19 protein-coding genes and 2 pseudogenes are annotated in these 23626 nt (G+C 75.3%); 10 read left to right on the forward strand and 11 right to left on the reverse strand.

Going from position 1 to position 23626, the window contains the following annotated elements; all coding sequences use genetic code 11:
- Positions 1–112: 112 nt before the first annotated feature.
- On the reverse strand, positions 113–652 hold the full coding sequence (locus tag ABZ923_RS15705) for a GNAT family N-acetyltransferase (protein ID WP_361471247.1): 540 nt from the start codon (positions 650–652) through the stop codon (positions 113–115).
- Positions 653–722: 70 nt separating this feature from the next.
- Between ABZ923_RS15705 and ABZ923_RS15710 the strand changes: the two genes are divergently transcribed.
- Positions 723–1115: a VOC family protein gene (locus ABZ923_RS15710; protein ID WP_361471249.1), complete on the forward strand. Its 393-nt coding sequence runs from the start codon at positions 723–725 to the stop codon at positions 1113–1115.
- Positions 1116–1675: 560 nt separating this feature from the next.
- On the opposite strand, the gene ABZ923_RS15715 is transcribed toward ABZ923_RS15710, so the two are convergent.
- Positions 1676–2257, reverse strand: a complete 582-nt coding sequence (locus tag ABZ923_RS15715) for a MarR family transcriptional regulator (protein WP_361471251.1) — start codon at positions 2255–2257, stop codon at positions 1676–1678.
- On the reverse strand, positions 2254–3954 hold the full coding sequence (locus ABZ923_RS15720) for an FUSC family protein (RefSeq protein WP_361471252.1): 1701 nt from the start codon (positions 3952–3954) through the stop codon (positions 2254–2256). Before ABZ923_RS15720 ends, ABZ923_RS15715 begins: the two co-directional genes overlap by 4 nt.
- A 162-nt stretch (positions 3955–4116) precedes the next feature.
- On the opposite strand from ABZ923_RS15720, the gene ABZ923_RS15725 reads away from it, so the two are divergent.
- Complete coding sequence (locus ABZ923_RS15725; protein ID WP_361471254.1) at positions 4117–4665, forward strand: DUF5134 domain-containing protein; 549 nt, start codon at positions 4117–4119, stop codon at positions 4663–4665.
- A gap of 78 nt (positions 4666–4743) precedes the next feature.
- Here ABZ923_RS15725 and ABZ923_RS15730 read toward each other — a convergent pair whose 3' ends face one another.
- Both ABZ923_RS15730 and ABZ923_RS15735 read right to left on the reverse strand, forming a co-directional pair.
- Complete coding sequence (locus ABZ923_RS15730; RefSeq protein ID WP_361471256.1) at positions 4744–5727, reverse strand: aldo/keto reductase; 984 nt, start codon at positions 5725–5727, stop codon at positions 4744–4746.
- 195 nt (positions 5728–5922) lie between these two features.
- Positions 5923–6771: pseudogene (locus ABZ923_RS15735) on the reverse strand (SDR family oxidoreductase); the annotation flags it as partial.
- Between the two features lie 128 nt (positions 6772–6899).
- Between ABZ923_RS15735 and ABZ923_RS15740 the strand changes: the two are divergent.
- The 6 genes from ABZ923_RS15740 (at position 6900) to ABZ923_RS15765 (ending at position 12386) form a co-directional block, all read left to right on the forward strand.
- On the forward strand, positions 6900–7502 hold the full coding sequence (locus ABZ923_RS15740) for a TetR/AcrR family transcriptional regulator (RefSeq protein ID WP_361471258.1): 603 nt from the start codon (positions 6900–6902) through the stop codon (positions 7500–7502).
- 129 nt (positions 7503–7631) lie between these two features.
- Complete coding sequence (locus tag ABZ923_RS15745; protein WP_361471366.1) at positions 7632–8567, forward strand: M56 family metallopeptidase; 936 nt, start codon at positions 7632–7634, stop codon at positions 8565–8567.
- Between the two features lie 46 nt (positions 8568–8613).
- Positions 8614–9333 carry a phosphatase PAP2 family protein gene (locus tag ABZ923_RS15750; protein WP_361471260.1) on the forward strand — a complete coding sequence of 240 codons (720 nt, stop codon included), beginning with the start codon at positions 8614–8616 and terminating at the stop codon, positions 9331–9333.
- A gap of 10 nt (positions 9334–9343) precedes the next feature.
- Positions 9344–10033 carry an HAD-IA family hydrolase gene (locus ABZ923_RS15755; protein WP_361471261.1) on the forward strand — a complete coding sequence of 230 codons (690 nt, stop codon included), beginning with the start codon at positions 9344–9346 and terminating at the stop codon, positions 10031–10033.
- A 162-nt stretch (positions 10034–10195) separates the two neighbouring features.
- Positions 10196–10864, forward strand: a complete 669-nt coding sequence (locus ABZ923_RS15760; RefSeq protein ID WP_361471263.1) for a helix-turn-helix domain-containing protein — start codon at positions 10196–10198, stop codon at positions 10862–10864.
- Between the two features lie 187 nt (positions 10865–11051).
- Positions 11052–12386, forward strand: a complete 1335-nt coding sequence (locus ABZ923_RS15765) for an FAD-dependent oxidoreductase (protein ID WP_361471265.1) — start codon at positions 11052–11054, stop codon at positions 12384–12386.
- 67 nt (positions 12387–12453) lie between these two features.
- Here the strand turns inward: ABZ923_RS15765 and ABZ923_RS15770 are convergent, their stop codons facing one another.
- Positions 12454–12810: a helix-turn-helix domain-containing protein gene (locus ABZ923_RS15770; RefSeq protein ID WP_361471267.1), complete on the reverse strand. Its 357-nt coding sequence runs from the start codon at positions 12808–12810 to the stop codon at positions 12454–12456.
- 127 nt (positions 12811–12937) lie between these two features.
- Here ABZ923_RS15770 and ABZ923_RS15775 point away from each other — a divergent pair, with 127 nt between their 5' ends.
- Positions 12938–14017, forward strand: a complete 1080-nt coding sequence (locus ABZ923_RS15775; RefSeq protein WP_361471268.1) for an NADH:flavin oxidoreductase/NADH oxidase — start codon at positions 12938–12940, stop codon at positions 14015–14017.
- Positions 14018–14044: 27 nt separating this feature from the next.
- Here ABZ923_RS15775 and ABZ923_RS15780 read toward each other — a convergent pair whose 3' ends face one another.
- From ABZ923_RS15780 to ABZ923_RS15795, 4 genes are all read right to left on the reverse strand, one after another.
- Positions 14045–18334 (reverse strand): cation-translocating P-type ATPase, encoded by a 4290-nt coding sequence (locus ABZ923_RS15780; protein WP_361471269.1) that lies wholly within the window; start codon positions 18332–18334, stop codon positions 14045–14047.
- A gap of 10 nt (positions 18335–18344) precedes the next feature.
- The gene (locus tag ABZ923_RS15785; RefSeq protein ID WP_361471271.1) at positions 18345–18830 is read right to left on the reverse strand and encodes a hypothetical protein; all 486 of its coding nucleotides are present in this window, start codon (positions 18828–18830) and stop codon (positions 18345–18347) included.
- Positions 18831–18984: 154 nt separating this feature from the next.
- The gene (locus tag ABZ923_RS15790) at positions 18985–20310 is read right to left on the reverse strand and encodes an SGNH/GDSL hydrolase family protein (RefSeq protein WP_361471273.1); all 1326 of its coding nucleotides are present in this window, start codon (positions 20308–20310) and stop codon (positions 18985–18987) included.
- Between the two features lie 135 nt (positions 20311–20445).
- Complete coding sequence (locus ABZ923_RS15795) at positions 20446–21759, reverse strand: PHB depolymerase family esterase (protein ID WP_361471275.1); 1314 nt, start codon at positions 21757–21759, stop codon at positions 20446–20448.
- Between the two features lie 404 nt (positions 21760–22163).
- On the opposite strand from ABZ923_RS15795, the pseudogene ABZ923_RS15800 reads away from it, so the two are divergent.
- Positions 22164–22271: pseudogene (locus ABZ923_RS15800) on the forward strand (pectate lyase); the annotation flags it as partial.
- A gap of 39 nt (positions 22272–22310) precedes the next feature.
- Here ABZ923_RS15800 and ABZ923_RS15805 read toward each other — a convergent pair.
- Entirely contained in the window at positions 22311–23489 is a 1179-nt protein-coding gene (locus tag ABZ923_RS15805; RefSeq protein WP_361471368.1) for a benzoate/H(+) symporter BenE family transporter, read from the reverse strand.
- Positions 23490–23626: the final 137 nt, after the last annotated feature.

The following is a 23626-nucleotide window of genomic DNA, read 5'->3' on the forward strand; positions in this document are numbered from 1 at the left end:
GGACGTACTTGGGTCTGCGCCCGGTGCGGCGAGAGTGCGTGCCAGGCGTCGCGGGGCAGGAGGGACTTTGCGGACACGGCCTAGCGCGACCGGGACGACCGGCCGGGCCCGCTCAGGCGAGCTTCTTGACCAGCAGCTCGAACTGCAGGTCGTCGCGCTGCGGGATGCCGAAGCGTTCGTCGCCGTACGGGAACGGGCTCATCCGTCCCGTACGGCGGTAACCGCGGCGCTCGTACCAGGCGATCAGGTCGTCGCGCACCGAGATCACCGTCATGTGCATCTCGGTGGCGCCCCAGATCTGCCGGGCCTGCCGCTCGGCCTCGGCGATGACGGTCTTGCCGAGGCCCGCACCCTGGAGGGACGGGCTGACCGCGAACATGCCGAAGTAGGCGTGGTCGCCGCGGTGCTCCAGCTGGCAGCAGGCGACGACACGGCCGTCCTGTTCCACGGTCAGCAGCCGGCTGTCGGGCGACTTGATGACCTCCAGCACGCCCTCCGGGTCGGTCCGCTGGCCCTCCAGGATGTCCGCCTCGGTGGTCCACCCGGCCCGGCTGCTGTCCCCCCGGTACGCCGACTCGATCAGGGCGACCAGGGCGTCGACGTCACCGTCGGTGGCGTCGCGGAAAACGAGTCCGGTGGCGGGGGTGTCCATGGCGGCGGTCTCCGATCTCGGGCGTGGCTGAACCAGGGACGAGGGTAGCGCTGCCGCTAGCCTCCGGTGCATGGTGCATGTACTCAGCAGCCGCACGCTTCTCCAGCCCACCGATCCCGAGCGGTCCCGCGCCTTCTACGGCGAGCAGTTGGGCCTGCCGGTGTACCGCGAGTTCGGTACGGGCCCCGAGCGCGGGACGGTGTACTTCCTCGGCGGCGGGTTCCTGGAGGTCTCCGGACGCTCCGACACCCCGCCGTCGCCCGCTGTACGGCTGTGGCTCCAGGTCGAGGACGTGACGGCCGCGCACGAGGAGCTGCGGGCCGGGGGCGTCGAGATCCTCCGGCCTCCGCAGCGGGAACCCTGGGGCCTGATCGAGATGTGGATCAACGACCCGGACGGCACGCGCATCGTCCTGGTGGAGGTCCCGGGCGACCATCCCTTGCGGTACCGGCCGGGGATCTGACCAGGGGGCCGGGGGGCCTCGGTGCGGGAACCGGGTCGGTCGCCGGCCGGGCTGCCCGCCGGCGCCCCGCACAGCACCGGCTGCGCCGCCCGCCGGCCGGTCGACGCCCGCCAGGGCCCCTTACCCTCCCGTCCGTGGCGGCACTATGCCGGTGACGGGATTCGGCCGGTGCCCCCGCCAGGACACCCGCCGGCTCCGCACACGATGCCGGCCGGCCCGGCACCCGCCCCCGCCGAGCCACGGGCCCGCCCCCCTTTGGCCCGGTATCCAGCGGGGCCCGGGGCGCCCCTGCCCCGGGTCCCGGCTCTCGCTCCGGGCGACGACGAGGTCGCGATCTCCCTGCTCTCCCGGGCCCGCGACGATGTCGCCTGCTCCGCGCCGGAGTTCGTGGCGCTGCTGCGCCGCCTCCCGTCCCGGACCTCCCGGGGCGGAGCGCTGGACGTGGTCGTCGTGGACCCGTCCCGGCCGGCGTGGGCGGCTGGTGAGGAGGTCCGGGACGCGCTCGCGTCGGCGCTGGAGGACGTGCTCACCGGGTGGCCTTGCGGCCCGGCCGGTGCCGGTCACGCGCGCAGTGCGCCGATGCGGCCTTCCAGTCGGGTGAGCAACTCGGCCAGCAGCCCGGCCAGTTCGTCCTGGCCCTCGGGGGCCAGGACGGACAGGACGGCGGTCTCGTAGGCGAGTTGCTCGGGGAGGATGCCGTCGACCAGGTCACGGCCGGCGTCGGTGAGGCGCAGGTGGGCGACGCGGCGGTCGCGGGTGTCGCCGCGCCGCTCGACCAGCCCGCGCTCGGTCAGCTGCTTGACCCGCTTGGTGACGGCGGCCCCGGAGGAGAAGGTCTCCCGGGCCAGCTCGCCCGGGGTCAGCTCGTGGCCGGTGCGGCGCAGCGCGCCGAGCAGGTCGAACTCGGCACGGCTCAGCCCGGCGCGGCGCAGCGGGGCGTCCTCGGCCTGCTGGAGCAGCGCGGCGCAGCGGTTGATCCGGCCGATGATCTCCATGGGCCCGGTGTCCAGCTCGGGATGGACGGCCCGCCACTGGCGGACGACGGCGGAGACGGTGTCGCCGCGCGCGGGGTCGGTACCGGCCCCCGGCCGGGTACCGGCCGTGTCGCTTCCGGGCGTCGGTCCGCCGTTCGTCGCCGTCATGGCCGCATGTCCTCCGTCGTCCTGCCCGGGCCCGGGCCACGGTCGTGCTCCCGGCCCGGGTCCTCGTCCCGGTCCTGCGGTACGAGCCCCTGACGCCGTACCGTCGCCGCGAGCGTACGGTGTCCGGACTGTTCGGTGAGCACGACCCGCTCCTCGGGCAGGGCGCGCTGCCACCACTCGCCGGCGGCGGCGTCGGCCGTGGCACGCAGGTCGACGAGGGCGGCGGCGAGCCCGCGGCGGGCGGACTCCAGGGCGCGCGGGGCCGGATGCGGCTCGGCGAGCAGGCGGGCGGCGTTCTCGCGGGCGCGCTCGGCCGCGGTCAGCGCCAGCTCCAGGCGGTCGCCGGCGCGCCGGTTGGTGACGGCGACGGCGGCGACGAAGCCGACCAGGGCGCCGACGAGGGTGTCCGCGATCCGGTCGGTGATCAGCTCGGCGGGGTTCTGGGCGCGGGCGAACTCGGTGATGAGCAGCGCCATCGGGGTGACGCAGACGCTGCCCAGCCAGTAGTTGCGGCCGATGAGCGCCTCGGCGCCGAAGTTGAGGGCGAGGCAGCACAGCACCAGGGCGGCGGGGTGCAGATGGGCGAGCGGGGCGAGGGCGGCGAAGGCGAGGACGCCGACGAGGTTGCCGACGACCCGCTGGACGCCCCGGTTCCAGGTGAGGCTGACGTTGGCCTGGTAGAGGGAGGCCGCGGTGACCAGCGCCCAGTACGGGCGGCCGACGCCGAGCGCGAGGGCGGCGTATCCGGCGAGGGCGCAGCCGAGCGCGGTGCGTGCGGCGAGCGGGGCGAGGGGGGCGAGGCGGTGCCACGGGGAGCGGGGCGGCATGGCCTGTTCGGCGGCCACGCCGAGGAGTTCGTCGGCGGACTCGCGCGGCGCCCCGACGCGCGGGACGCGGCCGGTGCCGCGCAGGTCGCGGGCCCAGGCGCGCAGGCGTGCGGGGTCGGTGTCGGCGGGGGCGGCGAGGGCGACCTCGGCGCGGACGAGGAGTTGTTCGAGGGCGCGCCGGGTGCGGTCGGGGCGGGTGCCGGCGGCGAGGAGGGACCCCCAGGCGGCGTGGATCGCGGCGGCGGTCGCGGCGCGGGCCCGGGCGTGGCCGTCGGCGGTGCCGCGCGTGCCGGCGTATGCGGCGGCGGCGTTCAGGGCCTGGGCGGTGGCGCGGCGCTCGGGGCCGTGCGGGCGGAGCAGCCCGGGTGCCATGCCGACCAGCCAGGCCCAGGCGCCGGCGGCCAGGGCCAGTCCCAGGTGCCCGGGGATCTGGCCGGGGGTCTGAGGGACGAACAGCGAGGCGGAGCTGATGAAGGTGAGGACCACGTTGCCGGGCGGCCCGATCCGGGTGGCGTCGCACACGGTCTTCTGGACCGCCGCGAGGACGGCGCCGACGGTGACGAGGACGACGGCGTTCGTGGTGAGCGCCGCGGCGAGCAGGGCGACGGCGAGACCGCCGACCATGCCGAGCACCACCCAGGCCAGGGCGCGGGCCCGGGCGGCGTAGGGCCGGTTGTGGCCGTAGAGGGCGCACAGCGAGCCGGCCATCGTGTACATCGCGAGGTCGAGGCGGCCGAGGGCGAGGAGGGCGAGGTTGGGCGGGGCGACCGCGGCGACCACGCTCAGCGCGGGCTTGAACCAGATGTCGGAGGGGCGTCCCAGGCGGAGCACTCCGGCGAGGGGAAGACGGTGGGGGGTCGCACTGCTCATACCATCAATTTAGCACGTGTTTTACTCGTGAAACAGTTCCCCGGCGGGGTGGCACGTATCGCGCTCCCCCGCATGCTCCCCGTGTACCCCCTTGCGCTCGCGTGCGCTCCGCCGGCCGTGGGCATCGCATCCCTCGACCGACCGTCGAGCGTGGAGGTGCGCGTGCACGGACCGGTGTCGACCGCCTGGCCGCTGGTCGCGCTGTGCGCGGTGACCGGGGCCTACTGCCTGCTGCGGATGCGCAGCGCCGTCGAGGAGCAGCGCCGGGCCGCCGGCGGCGAGGCGCTGATGGGGTTCGGCATGGCCGCGATGGCCGTACCGGCGGCCGTGTTCACCCCGCCGAGGTGGGCGTGGCCCGTGTACGCGGCCGTGTTCGGCGCGGCGGCCGTGCGCGCGCTGTGGACCGCGCGCGGCGCCCCGCACCACCTGCACCACCTGGTGGGCAGCGCCGCGATGGTCTACATGTCCGTGGTGATGGCCGCGTCCCCCTCCGCCGCCCACCACGTCCACGGGGGCACCGGCGTGCCCCTGCTGACCGGCGCGCTCCTGCTGTACTTCACGGGGTACGTGCTGCTCTCCGGCGCCCGCCTGGTACCCACCGCCACTCCACCGGCCACCGCCCCGGCCCGCTGGGGCGACCGCCCGGAACTGGCCCGGGCGTGCCGGCTGTCGATGGGGATCGGCATGGTGGCGATGCTGCTGGCGATGTGAGCCGCGGGCTTCCGGCCTGCTCGACGTGGAGCAGGCCGCGGGAGGCGCCGTCCGGCTTTGCCCGGCACGGCCCGGGTGTCAGCCGTTGAGGGTCTGCATCAGTTCGGGGGCGTAGCGGTCGCCGGAGACGATGCCGCGCGGCGCTACGGCTTCGATGGCGGCCACGTCCTCATCGGTGATCGTCACGACGGTGGCGGCGACGTTCTCCTCCAGGTAGCGGCGGCGCTTGGTACCGGGGATGGCGACCGCGCCCTGGCGCAGCACCCAGGCGAGAGCCAACTGGGACGGCGAGACCTGCTTGGCGGCGGCGATACGGCGGACCTCGTCGACCACCGCCAGGTTGCGGGCGAAGTTCTCGCCCTGGAAGCGCGGGTCGGTACGGCGGAAGTCGTCGGCGGCGAAGTCGTCCGGGCCGGTGATCGCACCGGACAGGAACCCGCGTCCGAGAGGCGAGTAGGCGACCAGGCCGATCCCGAGCTCGTCCAGGGTGGCCCTGACCCCGTCGTCCTCGATGCCGCGCTCGAAGAGCGAGTACTCGGTCTGGACCGCCGTGATCGGGTGGACGGAGTGGGCGCGGCGGATGGTCCGCGGGGCGACCTCCGACAGGCCGATGTAGCGGACCTTGCCGGCGGCCACCAGCTCACCCATGGCGCCGACGGTCTCCTCGATCGGCACCTGCGGGTCGACCCGGTGCAGGTAGTAGAGGTCGACGTGGTCGGTGCCCAAGTGGCGCAGGGAGCGGTCCAGGGCACGGCGGATGTACTCGGGGCGCCCGTTGAGGCCGACGAGCGTGCCGTCGTCGGTGAACTCGACACCGGTCTTGGTGGCGACGACGGCCTGCTCGCGGCGGCCGGCGAGGGCCTTGCCGAGGAGCTGCTCGTTGAGGAACGGGCCGTAGCTCTCGGCGGTGTCCAGCAGGGTCACGCCCAGTTCCAGGGCGCGGTCGATGGTGGCGAGCGACTCGGTCTCGTCGGTGCTGCCGTAGAAGGCGCTCATGCCCATGCAGCCGAGTCCTTCGGCGGAGACGGTCAGGCCCTGGCTGCCGAGGGTGCGGAGTTCCATGATGATCTTCCTTGCTGTCGCGGGTCACCCCGCGGTGTGTGACTGGTCGGTGGTGCGTCCGGTGTGCCGCGGTTCCCGGCCCGGAGGAGGCTGCGGGGCGGGCGGGGCGCGGCGGTGGTGGGGCGCCGGCGGGCGGGGGCGCGTTGCGGCTGCCGCGTCCCGCGTAGGCAGTGCACCCGTCGGGACGCGGGGCGGTCAGCGCACCCAGGTACCGGTGAGGGCCTGGACGGCGGAGCCGTCGAGGTCGGCGAGGGCGGTGGCGACGAAGTCGCGGGCCCACTGCGAGGTCTGGACACGGAAGGGCGGGCGGGCGGCGGTCAGGGCGTCGACGATCGGGGCGGCCGCCTCGGCCGGGGTCTGGGCGTTGGCGAAGGACTGCCGGGTGCGGGTGAGGTAGGCCTCGAGCGCCGGGGCGTAGGGCCCGGCGGCGGCGAGCAGTGCCGGGACGTCCAGGCCGAGATTGGCGACGAACTCACTCGCCACCGCGCCCGGCTCGACCACGGTGACATCGACACCGACGGTGGCGGCGACCGGCGCGAGGGACTGCATGAAGCCCTCGACGGCGAACTTGGCCGCGCAGTACGCCTCGTTGAAGGGCTGGCCGACGGCGCCGCCGACGCTGCCGACGGTGATCACCCGGCCCTTGGACGCACGCAGGTGCGGCAGGGCGGCCCGGGTCACCGCCACCACGCCGAAGAAGTTGACCTCCATGGCCGCGCGGACGTCGTCGACGCTGCTCTGCTCGATGGTGCCCACCTGGGCGGCGCCGGCGTTGTTGACCAGCCCGTCGAGGCGGCCGTGCTCGGCGACGACCTCGTCCAGGCAGGCGGTGATGCTCGCGGAGTCGGTCACGTCCAGGCGCTTGACCTGGATCCGGTCCGCGACACCCGCCTCGGTGGCGGCCTTGAGCAGGGCCTCGGCCTTGCCGGTGTCACGCATGGTGGCGATGGTCGTCCAGCCCGCCCGGGCGGTGCCGATGGCCGCGGCCAGGCCGATGCCGGAGGACGTACCGGTGATCAGAACCGTCTTCGGAGAGCTCATGAGGGTCTTCCTTGCCTGGGGAGCACAACGGGCCGACGCCCGTAACCGGGGAGTTCCCCAGTTATCCGCCACGGTAAGCGGGGAACTCCCCGGTTGTCCAGCTAGACTGGTCCCCGACGAAGGGAGCAGCCTTGACCACCAAGCCGAGCGCGTTGCGTGCCGATGCCCGCCGCAACCGGGAGCGCATCCTCGAAGCGGCCGTGCGCGCCTTCTCCGAGAAGGGCCCGGACGTCGCGATCGACACGATCGCCAAGGCCGCCGGCGTCGGTTCGGCCACGCTCTACCGCCACTTCCCCACGCGCGAGGCGCTGGTCGAGGCGGCCTACCGCAACGAGCTGGCCCGTGTCTGCGACAGCGCGGCGAAGCTGCTCGCCGAGAACGCGCCGGACCGGGCGATTCGCCTGTGGATGGACGACTTCATCGACTATCTCGCTGCCAAACAGGGCATGGCGGACGCGCTGCGGGCCGCGGTCGCATCCGGTGCGGACCCCTTCGCCGAGACCCTGGACAAGCTCGGCACCGCGCTCGGCACCCTGCTGCACGCCGGCGCCGACGCCGGTCTCCTGCGCCCGGACATCGACCCCTTCGACGTCGGCTTCAGCCTGGCCGGCGTCGCGCTGATCACCAGCGCCCCCGACCAGCGCGAACGGGCCGGCCGCCTCCTCGACCTGCTCCTCGACGGCCTCCGGTACGGAGCGGCCGGACCGACTGCCGGACCGACGCCCAGCTCATGACCCGGCTCGTACCGGCACCCTGCGGGGCGCGCGGTGGGCGCCGGGGCCGGGGTGGCCCCGCGTTGGCTGCGTCACTTCGGTGCCGTGGACCGTACCGCCGGGCGGCTCGGCGCTCATAGGGTGCTGACCATGATGGTCCCCGTGGCACTGCTGCTGCTCGGCGCCCTGACCGCCGTCGTCGCCCCGCGGTTGCTCGCCCGGGCCGACTGGCCGGACCACGAGCCGGTCGTCGCCCTGTGGGTGTGGCAATGCGTCGTGGCGGCCGTCCTGTTGTGCTGCGCCCTGTCGATGACCCTGAGCGCGGCGGCGGCCTGGCAGGCGGTGCGCGGGCATGTGTTCGCCACCGCCCCGCGCGGGGTCGTCGAGGCCTACGCCCTCGGCGCGGCCGGCCCCTGGGCGGCGCCCACCGCCGTGCTGCTCGCCTGCGGCGGCCTGTGGAGCCTGGCGATGCTGGTCCGCGAGGTCGTACGGGCCCGGGCCCGGCGGCAGCAGCGGCGGGCGGAACTGCTGGTGCGGGCACCGCTGTTGCCGGGTGAGGAGCCGGCGAGCGGCCGGCTGGTGGTGCTGGAGGGGGACCGTCCCGACGCCTGGTGGCTGCCCGGCGCGGCGCCGCGGCTGGTCGTCACCACGGCGGCGCTGCGCCGTCTGAAGGGCCGTCAACTGGACGCGCTGCTCGCGCACGAGCAGGGGCACGCGCAGGCCCGGCACGACTGGCTGCTGCACTGTTCGGCCGCGCTGGCCGGCGGCTTCCCGCAGGTCCCGGTGTTCGCCGCGTTCCGCGACGAGATGCACCGGCTGGTGGAGCTGGCCGCCGACGACATGGCCTCCCGCCGCTTCGGCCGCCTGACCACGGCCCTGGCGCTGGTCGGGCTGAACGAGGAGCGGGGCGTGTTCGGGCCCTGCCCGACCCCGCAGGCGCACGTGCCGCAGCGGGTGCACCGGCTGCTGGCCGCTCCGGACCGGCTGCCGGCGCTGCGCCGGCTGCGCCTGACGGCGGCCGCCGCGCTGGTGCCCGTGATCCCGGTGCTGGTGGCGCTCGTACCCGGGCTGCGGGCGCTGGGCTGACCTCTGCCGCTTGGCCCCCGGCCGCCCCGTCCACAAAGATCGCTGCATGCACCAACCTCCCCCCGCTCCCCCGTCGCCCCCCTCCCCCGGACCGCCGGCGGCGCTCCGCACGGCCGCCGGCGCGGCCGCGGCCCTCGCCGCCTGCTTCGTGGCGCTGCTGGTCCTCGTCGCCCTGCGCTGGCATCCCCTGCTCGACGTGGACAGCCGTATCTCCCGGGCCACCCACCGCTGGGCGGTGCGCGACCACGAGCTGACCCATGTCTTCCGGGTGCTCACGGACTGGGTGTGGGACCCGCTCACCATGCGTCTGCTGGCCGGCGCGGCGGCGGTGTGGCTGGTCTGGCGGCGCGCGGCCTGGTGGACGGCGCTGTGGCTGGGGGTCACCTGCGCGGTGGCCACGCTCGTGCAGCAGTCGGTGAAGGCCGTCGTCGCCCGCCCCCGCCCGGTCTGGCCGGACCCCGTCGACTCCGCCCACTACGCGGCCTTCCCGTCCGGTCACGCGATGACCGCCACCGTCGTGTGCGGCCTGCTGCTGTGGCTGCTGCACCGCCGCGGCGCGGGCCGCGCCCTGTGGCGCACGGCGGTGGCGGCGGCGCTGGTGTCGGTGGCGGGCGTGGGCGTGACCCGGGTGTGGCTGGGCGTCCACTGGCCGTCGGACGTGCTGGGCGGCTGGCTGGGCGGAGCGCTGCTGGTGGCCGTGGCGGTGGTGGTGTACGAGTGGCCGCGGAACGCGCGGACCCGGCTGCCGGCGCGCCGGCGCCGGTAGAGTCCCGTCCATGGCTGCCGTGTTGTTCGACTTCTCCGGGACGCTGTTCCGTATCGAGTCCGCCGAGTCCTGGCTGCGCGCGGTACTGGCCGAGACGGGCCACAGCCTGCCGGAACTCGAACTGACCCGGGCCGCACGGGCCTTGGAGGCGGCCGGGGGGCTGCCGGGCGGCCCGGAGCCGGTGGAGCTGCCGGCGGACCTCGCCGGGCTGTGGGCCGTGCGGGACGAGAGCGCGCAGCTGCACCGGGCCGTCTACACCGGCCTGTCCCGCCGGGTGCCGCTGCCCGATCCCGGGCTGTACGACGCCCTGTACGACCGGCACATGGCGCCGGCGGCCTGGTCGCCGTACCCCGACGCGGAGCGGGTGCTGCGCACCCTGCGCGAGCGCGGTATCGGCGTCGGCGTGGTCAGCAACATCGGCTGGGACCTGCGCCCGGTCTTCCGCGCGCACGGCCTCGACGCCTACGTCGACACGTACGTGCTGTCGTACGAACACGGGGTGCAGAAGCCCGATCCGCGGCTGTTCTCGGTGGCCTGCGAGACGCTCGGCGCGGATCCGCAGCAGGTGGTGATGGTCGGCGACAGCCGGGCGGCGGACGGCGGTGCGGCCGCGCTCGGGTGCCGGGTGCACTTCGTGGACCACCTGCCGGTGGACCGGCGTCCCGATGCGCTGCTGCCCGTGCTGGACCTGGTGAGCTGAGCGGCGGCTCGGGCGGGGAAGGGGACGGCCGGTGCCGTCCGTCCGGGACGCTCCCCCGCGTCGCCCCAGACGAACGGCCGTTCCGGGCGGGCCCCAGGCACAGGGGCGCCCCGCTGCGTTGAGTATAGTTGGCTGGCAGCCAGTCAACGCAGGAGTTACAGGATGTCCCCGCGCAGCGCCTCGGTCAATGAAGAATTGCGGCGGCGTTCCCGGGAACGGCTGCTGCAGGCCGCCGTCGAACTCGTCGGTGAGCACGGGTTCGAGGCCACGACGCTGGGCGACATCGCGGACCGGGCCGGTTCGGCGCGCGGACTGGTGTCGTACTACTTCCCCGGCAAGCGCCAGTTGGTGCAGTCCGCCGTGCACCGGCTGATGCACCGCACGCTGGAGGAGGCGCTGGAGCGGGAGCCGCGCACCGAGGACGGCCGGGAGCGGCTGGCCCGGGCCATCGACGCGATCCTGGGCCTGGCCCGGGACCGGCCGGTGCTGATGCGCCAGCACATGGCGGGCCTGCTCCAGGCCGAGGGCTTCGTGCAGTGCCCGGAGCAGCGCCGGCTCGCGGAGCTGCTGAGCGACACGGTGGCCCGGTACGGCGCGCAGAACGTCTCGGCCGACTACCCGATGCTGCGGGCCCTGTTGATGGGCGCGGTGTACGCGGCGCTGGTGCCGGGGGTGCCGATGCCCGTGCCGGTGCTGCGGGCCGAACTGTTCCAGCGGTACGGGCTCGACCGGGAGATGGGCGTGCCCCCGGAGAGCGAGCCGGACCCGGCGGCGGGGGGCGGGGACCTGTCCCGGTTCTTCGCCACGGAGGAACGGCCGAGCGGCTCCTGACGGGGCCGGCCCGTCCGGAGGCGGCGCCGCCGGGCCGCCGCGCCTTCCGCGCGTGCCGCACGGAGGATGATCACATTGGTACGCACGGACCCGCCTCCGGGTCACCCCACCGGCCCCTGCCGCCGGGCGCCCGGTGGTGCCATGCTGGAGCCGTCCGCACACTCTCCTTCGGGCGAGGAGTACCGCTGTGCTGCGTGTCGCCGTCGTCGGTTCCGGGCCGAGTGGGTGTTACACCGCCCAGAGCCTGATCCAGCTCGATCCCGAGGTCCGCGTGGACGTCCTGGACCGGCTGCCGTGCCCCTACGGCCTGGTCCGCTACGGCGTCGCCCCCGACCACGAGAAGATCAAGTCCCTCCAGGGCAGCCTGCGGTCGGTGCTGGAGCACGAGCGGGTGCGGTTCCTCGGCGGGGTCCGGGTGGGCGGCCCCGGCGGCCTGTCCGTGCAGCGGCTGCGCGGGCTCTACCACGCGGTGGTCTACTGCGTGGGCGCCGCCACCGACCGGCGGCTCGGGATCCCCGGCGAGGAGCTGCCGGGCAGCTGGTCCGCGACCGAGTTCGTGTCCTGGTACAGCGCCCATCCGGACGCGGCCGACGCGGGCTTCCTGCGCGGGGTGCGCTCGGCGGTGGTCATCGGGGTCGGCAACGTCGCGGTGGACGTCACCCGGATGCTGGTCCGGGGCGCGGCGGAGCTGCGCCCCACGGACATCCCGCAGGCCGCGCTGGACGCGCTGGCGGCGAGCGGGCTCACCGAGGTGCACATGGTGGGCCGGCGCGGCCCCGCCCAGGCCCGCTTCACCACCAAGGAGCTGCGCGAGCTGGGCGGCCTGCCCGGCACCGACGTGATCGTCGACCAGGGCGAGCTGGCGCTCGATCCGGCCGATCCCGGCGCCCTGCCGGCCGGGCCGCGCCGCAATGTGGAGGTGCTGCGCGCCTGGGCGGCACGGCCGGCCACGACGGCCGCCCGGCGGATCCGGCTGCGGTTCTTCCTGCGTCCGGTGGAGCTGCTGGAGGAGGGCGGCAGGGTGGGGGCCGTCCGCTTCGAACGGACGGCGCCGGACGCATCCGGCGGCGTGACCGGCACGGGCCGGTACGAGGACGTGTCCGCGCAACTGGTGCTGCGTTCGGTGGGCTATCGCGGCGTGCCGCTGGAGGGGCTGCCGTTCGACCCGGCGAGCGGCACGATCCCGCACCGGGAGGGCCGCGTGCTGCGCGACGGCGTGCCCTCGCCCGGCGAGTACGTCGCCGGGTGGATCAAGCGCGGCCCGACGGGGGTCATCGGCACCAACCGGCCCTGCGCCAAGGAGACGGTGACCACGCTGCTCGCGGACGCTCCCGCGCTCGGCCGCGCGGACGTGCCGGAGGATCCCGTCGCGGTCCTGCGGGCGGCCGGCATCGCACCCGTGCCGTGGGACGGCTGGCTGGCGATCGAGCGGGCCGAGGCCGAGCTGGGGGCCCGGCTGGGGCGGAGCGTGGTCAAGCTGGCCGACTGGGACACCCTGCTGGGCGCGGCACGGGTGTCGTGACGCGCGGGGTGTTCCCGGCGGCCGGGCGGGCGCGTCCGTAGCTCACGGAGGCCGGCGGCCGGACGGCTCAGCCGGGGCTGCCGATGCGGCCGGCCTGCCGGGCGGCGGCGGCGAGGAGGCTGTCGAGCAGGCCCGGGAAGAGGCCGTCCAGATCGTCCCGGCGCAGGCCGTTCATCTTGGCCGTGCCCCGGTAGACCTGCCGGATGACCCCGCTCTCCCGCAGCACCCGGAAGTGGTGCGTGGTGGTGGACTTGGTCACCGGCAGGTCGAACTGCGAACAGGTCAGCTCCGCTTCCTTCGCGGCGAGTTCGCGCACGATCTGCAGCCGCATCGGGTCGGAGAGCGCGTGCAGCACGGCCTCCAGGCGGATCTGCTCCCGGTCCGGGTGCGGCAGCGCGCGGCCGGTGGTGGCGGTGTCGGTCACGGCGGCTGCTCCCTCGTCACGGAATCGTCTTCCCGCATTGTACGAGAGGCATCGTAGTTTGACATCCCTCGTAGTACGAGGAGTACCGTACGAAGCCACCAGCGGTCCGTGACGAATGGAGTCCGACGTGAGTGCGCTCTTCGAGCCCATCACCCTGCGCGAAGTGACCATCCCGAACCGGGTGTGGATGCCCCCGATGTGCCAGTACTCGGCCGAGCCGGAGGGCCCGCTCGCCGGCGCCCCGCACGACTGGCACTTCGCGCACTACGCGGCGCGGGCCACCGGCGGCACGGGGCTGATCGTGGTGGAGGCCACCGCGGTCTCGCCCGAGGGCCGGATCTCCCCGTACGACCTCGGACTGTGGAACGACACCCAGGTGGAGGCCTTCCGCCGGATCACCCGCTTCCTCACCGCGCAGGGCACCGTGCCGGCGGTCCAGCTCGCGCACGCCGGCCGCAAGGCGTCCACCGACCGGCCGTGGAAGGGCGGCGCGCCCCTCGGGCCGGAGGCGCACGGCTGGCAGCCGTTCGGCCCGAGCGCGCTGCCGTTCGACGAGCGCCACCCGGTGCCCACCGAGCTGACCGTCGAGCAGATCGACGAGATCGTCGGGCAGTTCGCCGCCGCCGCGCGCCGGGCGCGCGCCGCGGGCTTCGAGATCGTCGAGATCCACGGCGCCCACGGCTATCTGATCCACGAGTTCCTCTCCCCGCACTCCAACCACCGCACCGACGCCTACGGCGGCTCGTACGAGAACCGCGCCCGGTTCGCCCTCCGGGTCGTGGACGCCGTACGGGAGGTGTGGCCGGCGGACAAGCCGGTGTTCTTCCGCGTCTCGGCCACCGACTGGCTCGAGGACGGCGGCTGGACCCCGGAGGACACCGTCCGCCTCGCCCACGACCTGCACGCCCACGGCGTCGACCTGCTCGACGTCTCCACCGGCGGCAACGCCCCCGGCGTCACCATCCCGGCCGAGCCGGGCTACCAGGTGCCGTTCGCCGCCCGGGTGAGGAGCGAGACCCCGCTGCCCGTCGCCGCCGTGGGCCTGATCACCGATACCGGGCAGGCCCGGAAGATCCTGGCGAACGGCGAGGCCGACGCGGTGCTCCTCGGCCGGGAGCTGCTGCGCAACCCGTCCTGGGCCCGGCACGCCGCCCGCGAACTGGGCGCGGAGGTCCGGGTGCCGGACCAGTACCACCGCTCGGTCTGAGTCCGGCGCCGACGGGCGCGGTGCCGGTCACGTCGGCAGGAGCCGGGTGACGGTCCGTTCCAGGCGGGGCAGGGTGCGCTGGCCCGCCAGGGCGAGCGCGATCGCGGCCACGACGCCGGCCCAGGCGACCGGGCCGAGCGGGGTGCAGCCGAACACCCGGCTGATGCCCGGGGTCTGGACCATGGCCACGAGTGCCAGCGCGGAGCCCAGCGAGGTGACCTGCACCAGACGGCTGTCGCGCCGGTCGAGGAGGGTCTGCACGAGCTGGGTGCCGACCACCCCGCACAGCGCCATGGTGCTGGAGCGGCGGGCGGTGCCCGGCGTGAAGCGGCCGATCAGCCAGGCCGTGACCGCGCCCAGGCAGGTGGTCAGCGCCCGGTGCCGGATCTGCCGCAGCAGCGGGTCGCCCAGCACCCCGGCCGCCTCCTCCACGTGCCCCAGGTCCGCCTCGCCCTCCTTCTCCGTCACGGCCACCGCCATCGACGGGAAGAGGTCGGTGAACAGGTTCACCATGAGCATCTGCCGCGTGGACAGCGGCGCCCGCCCGGACAGCAGCGTGCCGAGGATGCCGAACCCGACCTCGCCCGCGTTGCCGCCGATCAGGATGGCGATCGCGTCGGCCACGCTGTGCCACAGCGCACGGCCCTCGCCGACCGCGTCGATCAGCACCGTCAGGTCGTCGTCGGTCAGCACGATGTCCGCGGCGTTGCGCGCGGCGGCCGAGCCCCGCGCGTTGATACCGACGCCGATGTCGGCGGCCCGGATGGCCGCGGCGTCGTTGGCGCCGTCGCCGACCATGCCGACCACCCGGCCCGCGTCCCGCAGCGCCTCCACGACCTGGAGCTTCTGCTCGGGTGCCACCCGGGCCACCACGCCCGCGTCACGCAGCATCCGGGCCCGCGTCGCGCGGTCCGCCGCGGCCAGCTCGTCGCCGGTGACCACCACGGTGTCCTCGGGCCAGCCGAGGTCGGCGGCGATCGACCGCGCGGTCTGCGGGTGGTCGCCGGTGAGCATGACCGGCCGTACGCCCGCCCCGTTCAGCCCGTTCACCAGGGCCGTCGAGGTTTCGCGCGCCACGTCGGACAGCGCCAGCAGGCCGGTGAACCCCAGGCCGGCCAGCGGGCGTTCGAGGGCGTCCGTCTCCTGCTCGTGCGCGCCGAGCGGGCGTTGGGCCACCGCCAGCACCCGCAGGCCGTCCCCGGCCAGCGCGTGCGCGGACTCCGAGGCACCGGCCGGCAGCCCGGCGCAGGCGGGCAGCACGGTTTCCGGGGCGCCCTTGACCACCAGCACGGGCGGCCCGTCGCCGCTGCGGCCGACGGCGGCGGCGTACCCGCGCGCGGCCTCGAACGGCACGTCGGCGAGCTGGGTCCAGTCCGGGTCGGGCGGTGCCGCGGCCAGTACGGCCTCGTCGGTGGCGTGCACCGGCCGGTCGGAATCGCCGTTCAGTCGCGGGCAGGCCCGGGCGGCGGCCCGGACGGTCTCCTCGTAGCCGGGGTCGGCCGCCGCGCGGACCGTGCCGTCGGCGTCGGAGGTGCGCACCAGCCGCAGCCGGTTCTCGGTGAGCGTGCCGGTCTTGTCGAAGCAGATGGTGTCCATGCGGCCCAGCGCCTCCAGCGTGCGCGGGGTGCGCACCAGGACACCGCCCCGGCTCAGCCGGCGGGCGGCCGCCAGCTGCGCCACCGTCGCCACCAGCGGCAGCCCCTCGGGTACGGCCGCCACGGCCACCGCCACCCCGCCGCTGACCGCCTCCCGGATCGGGGTGCCGCGCAGCAGCGCCAGGCCCGTCACCGCGGCGCCGCCCGCCAGGGTCAGCGGCAGCGCCTTGCGGGTGAGTTCCTGGAGCCGGGCCTGGACGCCGCCGGCCGGGGGCGTGCGGGCGGCGAGGTGCACGGCACGGGCGGCCTCGGTGCGGTCGCCGGTGTCGACCACGATGGCCCGGGCCTCGCCCGCCACCACGGTCGTGCCCTCGAAGAGCATGCAGCTGCGGTCGGCGACCGCGGCGTGCGGGGTGGGGTCCGTCTGCTTCTCCACCGGCAGCGACTCGCCGGTCAGGGCGGACTCGTCCACCTCCAGGCCCTCCTGCCACAGCAGCCGGGCGTCGGCGGGCACCACGTCGTCCGTCTTGAGCTGGATGACGTCGCCCGGCCGGAGCCTGCCCGCCTCCACGGTGAAGGTGCCGCCGGCCGGGGCCTCGGCCTCCGGCGGTACCACGCGCGCCTTCTGCTGCTGTTCCGCGACCAGCCCGGACAGCGCGCGCTCGGCCCGCAGCCGCTGGACTCCGCCGACCAGGGCGTTCAGGTCGAGGGCGCCGACGACGAGCAGCGCGTCCATCACTGAGCCGAGGATCGCCGACGCCGCCGAGCCGACCGCCAGGACCGGGGTCAGCGGGTCCTGGAGTTCCCCGCGGACGGCCCGGCCGAGCCGGTAGGACCAGCGGGCGGGCGCGGCGGCCGGGTGCCGGGTGACGGTGCGGGCCGCCTTGCGCATCCGCTCGGTCAGCGCGTTGCCGGCGTCGGGGGCGGGTTCGTGGGCCAGCCGGTCCCGGGCCTGGTCCGGGTCCAGCTCGTGCCAGTGCACGCGGGGGCGGGGGTGCGGGGCGCGGGCCGTCGCCACCCGCAGCGCGGCCCCGGCCCCGGACAGCAGCGCCATCGCGGCGCCGACGTCGACGGGGGCGTGCCGGAGCCCCGGCAGGACGGCGAGGCGGCCGCGTCCGCCACCGGACTCGCCGATGGCCACGAGCAGCCCGGACAGCGCGGCACCGGAGCGGGCCAGGGTCTGGGCCCGGCGGCCGACCCGGCGGGCGGCAGGGATCGCGGTGAGCACCCGCCACAGGTCGGGCAGGCCGTGCAGGGCGAGGACGTCGGCGCCCCACACCACCGCGCCGTCCCGGTCGGTCAGCGCGACCGCGACGTCGGCGGCCCGCAGCGCGGCCAGCACGTCGTGCTCGCCGGCCGCGCGCACCCGGGCGGCCACCAGTACGGCGCCCTCGTCGCCGCGCGCCTCGTACACCACGTCGTCCAGCGGCCGGCGGGCGTCGACGACCTGGTCGGCGAGACCGGTGAAGTCCTCCAGCACCGGATCGTCCACGAGCACGACCCGGAGCCCGGCCCGGCGGGCCGCGTCCAGCACCGGCTCGGCCCAGGCGTCGGCCTCGCCGTCCTCGGTGCGCAGCGCGCTCGGGTGCAGGACGAGCGTGCCGGCCATCTCCAGCTCGCGCAGCCGCTCCGGGTCGCGGACCAGGACGCCCGTGCGGGCCAGGGCGGCGCTGAGCACGGCGTGGAAGGCGGCGGGGCCGTAGCGGGCCGCCTTCGGGGAGCCCGCCAGCACCGCCTCCGCGGCCTCGGCGCCGTCGTGCTTGACCAGCAGGGTGGCCGCCGCGCCCAGGAGGCTGCCGGCGGAGGCGTGGGCCGCGTACTCCTGGGCCGGGGAGACGCGCAGCGGCGGGCGCGGCGGGCCGTCGGGGCCGGCGCCGAGGCTGAGCCGGTCGGGGGCGCACAGCCGGTCGTGCAGCGTCTCGAAGGCGGCCGAGCGGGCCACGGTCTCGGCCAGCTGGCAGGCGCGCAGCACACCGTCGAGCACCAGGGAGGTGGGGGTCTGGCCGGCGCCGTGCACGGCGGCGTTCGCGCAGGCCAGGACGAGGTCCATGCGGGTGTCGCCGAGCCGGGAGCGCAGCCGGGCACGGAAGCGCGGGTTCTCCCGCAGGAGGGTCACGACCGCGGTCAGCAGGCGGGGCGAGGGCGGCAGCCGCAGCCAGTACGCGGTCAGGGCGACGGCGATGCCGATGCCGTCGGCGGTGAGCGTGGCCGCCGCCGCGCGCACCCCGGCCGGGTCGGCCGGATGCGTGGTCTCCTCCACGTCGGCGGCCGCCAGGACCAGCCCGTGCCGTTCGGCGAGGTCGGCGGCGTGCTCCAGGACCCGGTCGGCGGCCTCCTCACCGGTCGCGGTCACCACCAGGCGGGCGAGTCCCTGGTCCCAGTAGGCGACGAGCACCTCGGGGTGGTCCGCCAGCGCCTCGGCCATGCGGTGCGCCAGGTGCGCCGTCCCGCCGGCGAGCCGCGCTTGCTCCGGCTCCAGGGGCCGCACCGCCAGGTGGGCGCGGGCACCGGAGCGCCAGTGGTCGCCGGCGCCGGGCAGCGCGTGGCGGGCCACCCGCGCCACCCGCGCGGCGGAGTCCGCGCCGCGCACGCCGGCGCGCGCCGTTCCGGCGGCGGCACCGGCGGCCAGGCCGACCGCCGGTGCCGCCGCCCGCGCGAGCAGGCGTGGTGCCGCGGGCAGCAGGCGGGCGGCGGCCGAGGGCACCGTCAGCAGACCGAGCACCGTGACCTCCTCAGAGTGTGGTGCGGTCGGGCCGCGCCGTCGGCCCGAGGGGACCGTGGGACGTCATGCCCGCCGACGCCTGGGCGCCGTGGGCGGCGTCCGGCGGACCGGCTGTCCCGGTGTGCCCGGTACGTTCCGAGGCGTGCGGGCCCGGCCCGTGACCGCCGCCGCCGGACCTGAGGGCGGCGGTGCCGAGGTCGTGGGCGGGTTCGGGCTCTGCCGCACCCGCGTCCCCGGCCCCCGCCGGCCGGGGCTGGGTGAGCCAGGCCACCGCCGCGCCGGTGAGGGCCACGGGCCACTCCACCACGCCCGCGGCGCCGAGCACCCCGGCCCCCGCGTACACCGCCATGCGCCGGCCGCGCGGCGAGACCGCGCCGACCTTGTCCAGTGTTTCCTCCGCGGCCCTGGTCACCGTTCCGGCGCCGGGCACCCTGCGCAGTACCGAGGCGGCGCCGCGCAGGGGCGCCGTGAGGGCCGACGACTTCTGCTCAGCCATGACTCTCCTCGGGTGAGATCGTCTTGCGTGCCCCACCGAGTGCCCACAACCGTGCTGGTCACCCTCTTTTCTCCAGGGGCACCTCTTCCCAGGGAACGCCACGGATCCCGCCGGCGCTACCCCGCCCCGTGCGCGACTCCCCGGAGACGTGACTTCAGGAGGTGTGCCGGAACAGCCCCTCGGGCACGGCCGCGGCGAGCACGCGGTACCCCTCGGGATTCAGGTGCAGCCAGTCCCCGGCGTGCAGCGCGGGCAGCAGCCGGCCGGGGTCCGCGGGGTCCCGTACCGCCCGGTCGAAGTCGATCACCGCGTCGAAGTGGCCGGGGGCGCGGATCCAGGCGTTGACGCGTTGCCGGCCGGCCTCCCGCTCCTTCGCCGGATCGTCGTACAGGGTGCTGCCGCCGAACGGGGTGAGGGTCGCGCCGTAGACCCGGATGCCCTGGGCGTGGGCGCGGACGACGATCTGCCGGTACCCGGCGATCAGGTCGTCGGTCACCGCGCGCTGTGCTGCGGGGGTGGCGTCGGCGGTACCGAGGTCGTTGACGCCCTCGAAGACGATCAGCCAGGCCACTCCGCTGCGGGAGAGGACGTCCCGGTCGAGGCGGGCGAGCACGTTGGGGCCGAGTCCGTCGTCGAGGACGCGGTTGCCGCCGGCCGCCTGGTTGAGGACGGCGATGCCGGCGGTGGCCGGGTGGCTGCGCAGGCGGTCGTAGAACCGGTCGGGCCAGCGGTCGTTGCCGTTGGTGGTGGAGCCGCGTCCGTCGGTGAGCGAGTCGCCGACGACGGCCACCGCCCGGCTGCGGGCGGGCGCCAGCACCTCGACGTCGCTCAGCAGGTACCAGTGGTCGACGGCGGTCGCGCCGGTGAGGTCGGCGTCGCGCGTGTGGTCGCCGTGCGCGAGGTACGACGTGGTGCGCGAGCCGGGGTGGGAGGTGAGCGCGAGCGAGGCCTGGCCGCGCGCGGTGTACGCCGTCACGGTCAGCTCGGATCCGGCGCGCAGCCCGAAGTCCAGCGGGTCGGAGACCATCTGCGCGCCGACCGGGACGGTCACGGCGTCCCGGCCCGCGAAGGTGACCCGGCGCAGGCTGCCCGGCTCGACCGCGCCGACGCCGGCCCTGCCGTCGCGGGGCAGGGCGACGGTGACGGCGGTGAGCGGCAGCGGGGTGTCGCCGTAGGCGTTGGAGAAGCGCAGCCGCATGCGGGGGCCGCCGACGGTGACGCGCACGGTCTGCCGCAAGGTGGTGTCCACGAGCACCGACTTCTCACCGGTGTACGGCGCGGGCGGCAGGTTGGCGGGTTCGGTCAGCTGGGGCATGCCGGTCCAGGTGTTCACCCAGTGCCGGCCGGGTCCGGCCGCGGCGGTGGCCGATGCCGTCCTGGTGACCAGGGCCGTGAGGGCGGAGGCCGTCACGACGAGGGCGAGGACGAGGACGCAGGTGCTGAGCACGGTGGCGAACGGCGTTCTGCTGGACGGCTTCACGGAGGCCTTTCCGGGGTGCGGGACGGGATCGGGGCGGGGCACGCGGCAGCCGGGTGCGGGCCGGCGTGGCCCGGAGTCCGGCCCGGCGGGGTACGCGCCGGGCCGGTCAGGGCGGTCCGGCGCGCACCCGGGTCGTCAACCGGCCGTGCAGGCGCTGCCGTTGAGGCTGAACGCGGCCGGTGCCGCGCTGTTGCCGGTGTGCGTGGCCTGGTAGCCGACGGTGACGCTCGCGCCCGGCGCGATGGTGGCGTTGTACGCGACGTCGGCCGCGGTCACCGCGCCGGAGCTGCCGCTGTACCCGGCGTTCCAGCCGTTGGTGAGGGTCTGCCCGGCCGGCAGGGCGAAGCCGAGTTTCCAGCCGTTCACCGGTGTCGTACCGGTGTTGGTGACGGTCACGGAGGCGGTCAGGCCGGTGCTCCAGGTGCTGACCGCGGTCGTCACCTTGCAGGCGGCGGCGGGCGGTTGCGGTGTGGTGCCGCCGCCGTCGAGACCGAAGAAGGTCAGGGCCCGCGAGACCATGCCCCGGCTGTAGAGGTTGTGGCCGACGCCCTGGAGGCTGATCGCCTCGACGGGTGCCCGGTCACCGGTGGCGCCGTAGCGCGTGCGGGTCCAGCCGGCGACGGGCGCGTCCGTGGCGGCGGGGGTCTGGCCGACGCCGTGCACGTCGGTCCACTGCTTGATCTCCTCCCCGAAGTCGGGGTAGCGCAGGGTGTCGTCCTCGGTGCCGTGCCACAGCTGCATCCGCGGGCGCGGACCGGTGTAGCCGGGGTAGGCGGCACGCACCAGGTCGCCCCACTGCCGGGGAGTGCGGATGACGGTGCCGGCGGAGCAGGCGCTGTTCCACTCGGAGCCGTCGGTGGTGGCGAAGCAGCCGAAGGGCACACCGGAGAAGGCGGCGCCCGCGGCGAACACGTCGGGGTAGTCGCCGAGCAGGACGTTGGTCATCATCGCGCCGGAGGAGATGCCGGTGACGAAGACCCGTCCGGTGTCGGCGGCGTAGGTGCGGGTGGCCCAGTCGACCATGGACCGGATGCCGACCGGGTCGCTGCCGCCGCCGCGGCGGAGCGCCTGCGGGGAGGAGACGTCGAAGCACTTGCTGGCACGGGTCACCGACGGGTACACGACGACGAACCCGTGCTGGTCGGCGAGCGAGGACCATTCGGTGCCGGAGTACATCGCGGAGGCGGAGCCGCCGCACCAGTGCGCGGCCACGACGACCGCCGGGTGCGCGGTGACGCCGGCCGGGACGTAGACGTACATCCGCAGGTTGCTGGGGTTGGCGCCGAAGCCGGTGACCTCCGTGAGGGTGGCCGTGGGGACGGCCTGCGTCCGGGCCGAGGCCGGGGGCGCGCCGAGCGCCAGTGCCGCGAGGAGCGGCAGCAGTCCACCCAGGAGGGCCACAAGTGCCTTGCGGAGGGCGGTTCTCGAGCGGTGCGGTGTGGGGGGCACGTCACCTGTCCCTTCTGATTCGCGGCTCGTGCGGGGGCGTGCTACGTGCGCATCGTGCGGGGAACCACCCGGCATCGTGGCATGGACATGCGATCCATGGAAGCGCTCCCACAGCACTCCTTCTGGCGTGAAACAGCGCTGCGCGACCGGTTGACTAGAAAGCGCTTGCACTCTACGGTCCGTTCATCAGCGTGACCGACAGCAAGAGGAACCGGCTGTGTTGGCCGCCAACCCCCACATATGCGTTCTAGCTGAGTACGTCATTCACGTAGACGACCCAGCCCCCACACAGAACGGACGCACCCGCATGCACCTCAGAGGAGTTTCCGGCACGGCCGCCGCCGCCCTCGTGCCGGCGAACGCCGCCCTGGTCGCCCTGCCCCAGCCGGCCGGCGCGGCCGAACTGCCAGAAGTACATCGGCAACAACACCGGCAAGGAGCCGACCACCAACGGCTTCACCCCGGACGGCACCTACTGCAAGTACTCCGGCTCGGACATCACCTACAAGTGAGCCGGGCGGGCCGGGCCGCGACGGCGGTCCGGCCCGTGGTCACGCCCGGGCCGTCCGCCGGTGCCACCGCCCGGACAGGACGAGGTGGGCGGCCACGCCGAACACCAGGCCCCAGAAGGCGGAGCCGATGCCGAACAGGGTGACGCCGGAGGCGGTGGCGAGGAAGGTGATCAGCGCGGCCTCGCGGTCCTTCTCCTCCTTGACCGCGCCGGTGATGCCGCCGGCCAGCGCTCCGAACAGGGCGACGCCGGCGATGGCGGCGACCAGTTCCTTCGGCAGCCCCGCGAAGAAGGCCACCAGTGTGGAGCCGAAGGCACCGATCAGCAGGTAGAAGGCGCCGCACGAGACACCGGCCACGTAGCGCCGCCGCGGGTCGGGGTGCGACTCCGGGCCGGTGCAGATGGCCGCGGTGATCGCGGCCAGGTTGATCGCGTGCGAGCCGAAGGGGGCGAGCGCGGTGGAGACCAGCCCGGTGGTGCCGATCAGCAGCCGGTCCTCGGGCCGGTATCCGGAGGCGGTGAGCACCGCCATGCCGGGCGCGTTCTGCGAGGCCAGGGTGGCCAGGATCATCGGCACCGCGATGCCGACGAGCGAGGCCGCGGAGAACGCCGGCGTGGTCAGCACCGGCCGTGCCAGCTCTATCGTGTCGACGTGGACGCGCAGCCGGGAGGTGGCCGCACTGCCGGCGACGCCCACGGCGAGCGCGATCAGCACCGCGTACCGCGGCAGCAGCCGCTTCGCCACGAGGTAGGCCACCAGCACGGACCCGGCGATCATCGGCGCCGTCTTCAGCGACGTGAACACATGGGTGCCGAAGCTGAACAGGATGCCCGCCAGCATCGCCGAGACCACCGCCGCCGGCACCTGGCGCATCAGCCACCCGAACACCCCGGTGAGCCCGATCAGCGTGATGACGGCACCGGTGATGAGGAACGCGCCGATGGCCTCGGCGTAGGAGTACGCGCCCAGGCTGGTGACCAGCAGCGCCGCGCCCGGCGTCGACCAGGCGGTGATGACCGGCATCCGGGTGCGCAGGCTCAGCCCGATGCAGGTCAGGCCGCTGCCGATGGAGATGGCCCACACCCAGGAACTGGTCTGCGCGGTGTCCAGGTGTCCGGCCGAGGCCGCCGCGAGCACGATGACCAGCGGTCCCGAGTAGGACACGACGACGGCCACGAGGCCCGCGAGTACGGCGGACAGGGACGCGTCGCGCAGCAGCCGGGGCGGGGGCGCCGGCTCGGACTCTCCGGCCGGTTCCGGTCCGCCGGGCCGCTCCGGTGCGGAGCGGCCGGCGGCGGAGGGCGGCGCGGCGGTGTGCGCCGCGCCCGGGGTGGTGTCTGTCTCGGGGGACTCGG

This window comes from Streptomyces sp. NPDC046881 (genome assembly GCF_040645015.1).
GTDB lineage: Bacteria > Actinomycetota > Actinomycetes > Streptomycetales > Streptomycetaceae > Streptomyces.

Coding starts and splice junctions, on each gene's coding strand:
- ABZ923_RS15705 (WP_361471247.1), bottom strand. CDS start 652: ATGGACACCCCCGCCACCGGACTCGTTTTCCGCGACGCCACCGACGGT.
- ABZ923_RS15710 (WP_361471249.1), top strand. CDS start 723: ATGGTGCATGTACTCAGCAGCCGCACGCTTCTCCAGCCCACCGATCCC.
- ABZ923_RS15715 (WP_361471251.1), bottom strand. CDS start 2,257: ATGACGGCGACGAACGGCGGACCGACGCCCGGAAGCGACACGGCCGGT.
- ABZ923_RS15720 (WP_361471252.1), bottom strand. CDS start 3,954: ATGAGCAGTGCGACCCCCCACCGTCTTCCCCTCGCCGGAGTGCTCCGC.
- ABZ923_RS15730 (WP_361471256.1), bottom strand. CDS start 5,727: ATGGAACTCCGCACCCTCGGCAGCCAGGGCCTGACCGTCTCCGCCGAA.
- ABZ923_RS15745 (WP_361471366.1), top strand. CDS start 7,632: ATGATGGTCCCCGTGGCACTGCTGCTGCTCGGCGCCCTGACCGCCGTC.
- ABZ923_RS15750 (WP_361471260.1), top strand. CDS start 8,614: ATGCACCAACCTCCCCCCGCTCCCCCGTCGCCCCCCTCCCCCGGACCG.
- ABZ923_RS15755 (WP_361471261.1), top strand. CDS start 9,344: ATGGCTGCCGTGTTGTTCGACTTCTCCGGGACGCTGTTCCGTATCGAG.
- ABZ923_RS15760 (WP_361471263.1), top strand. CDS start 10,196: ATGTCCCCGCGCAGCGCCTCGGTCAATGAAGAATTGCGGCGGCGTTCC.
- ABZ923_RS15785 (WP_361471271.1), bottom strand. CDS start 18,830: ATGGCTGAGCAGAAGTCGTCGGCCCTCACGGCGCCCCTGCGCGGCGCC.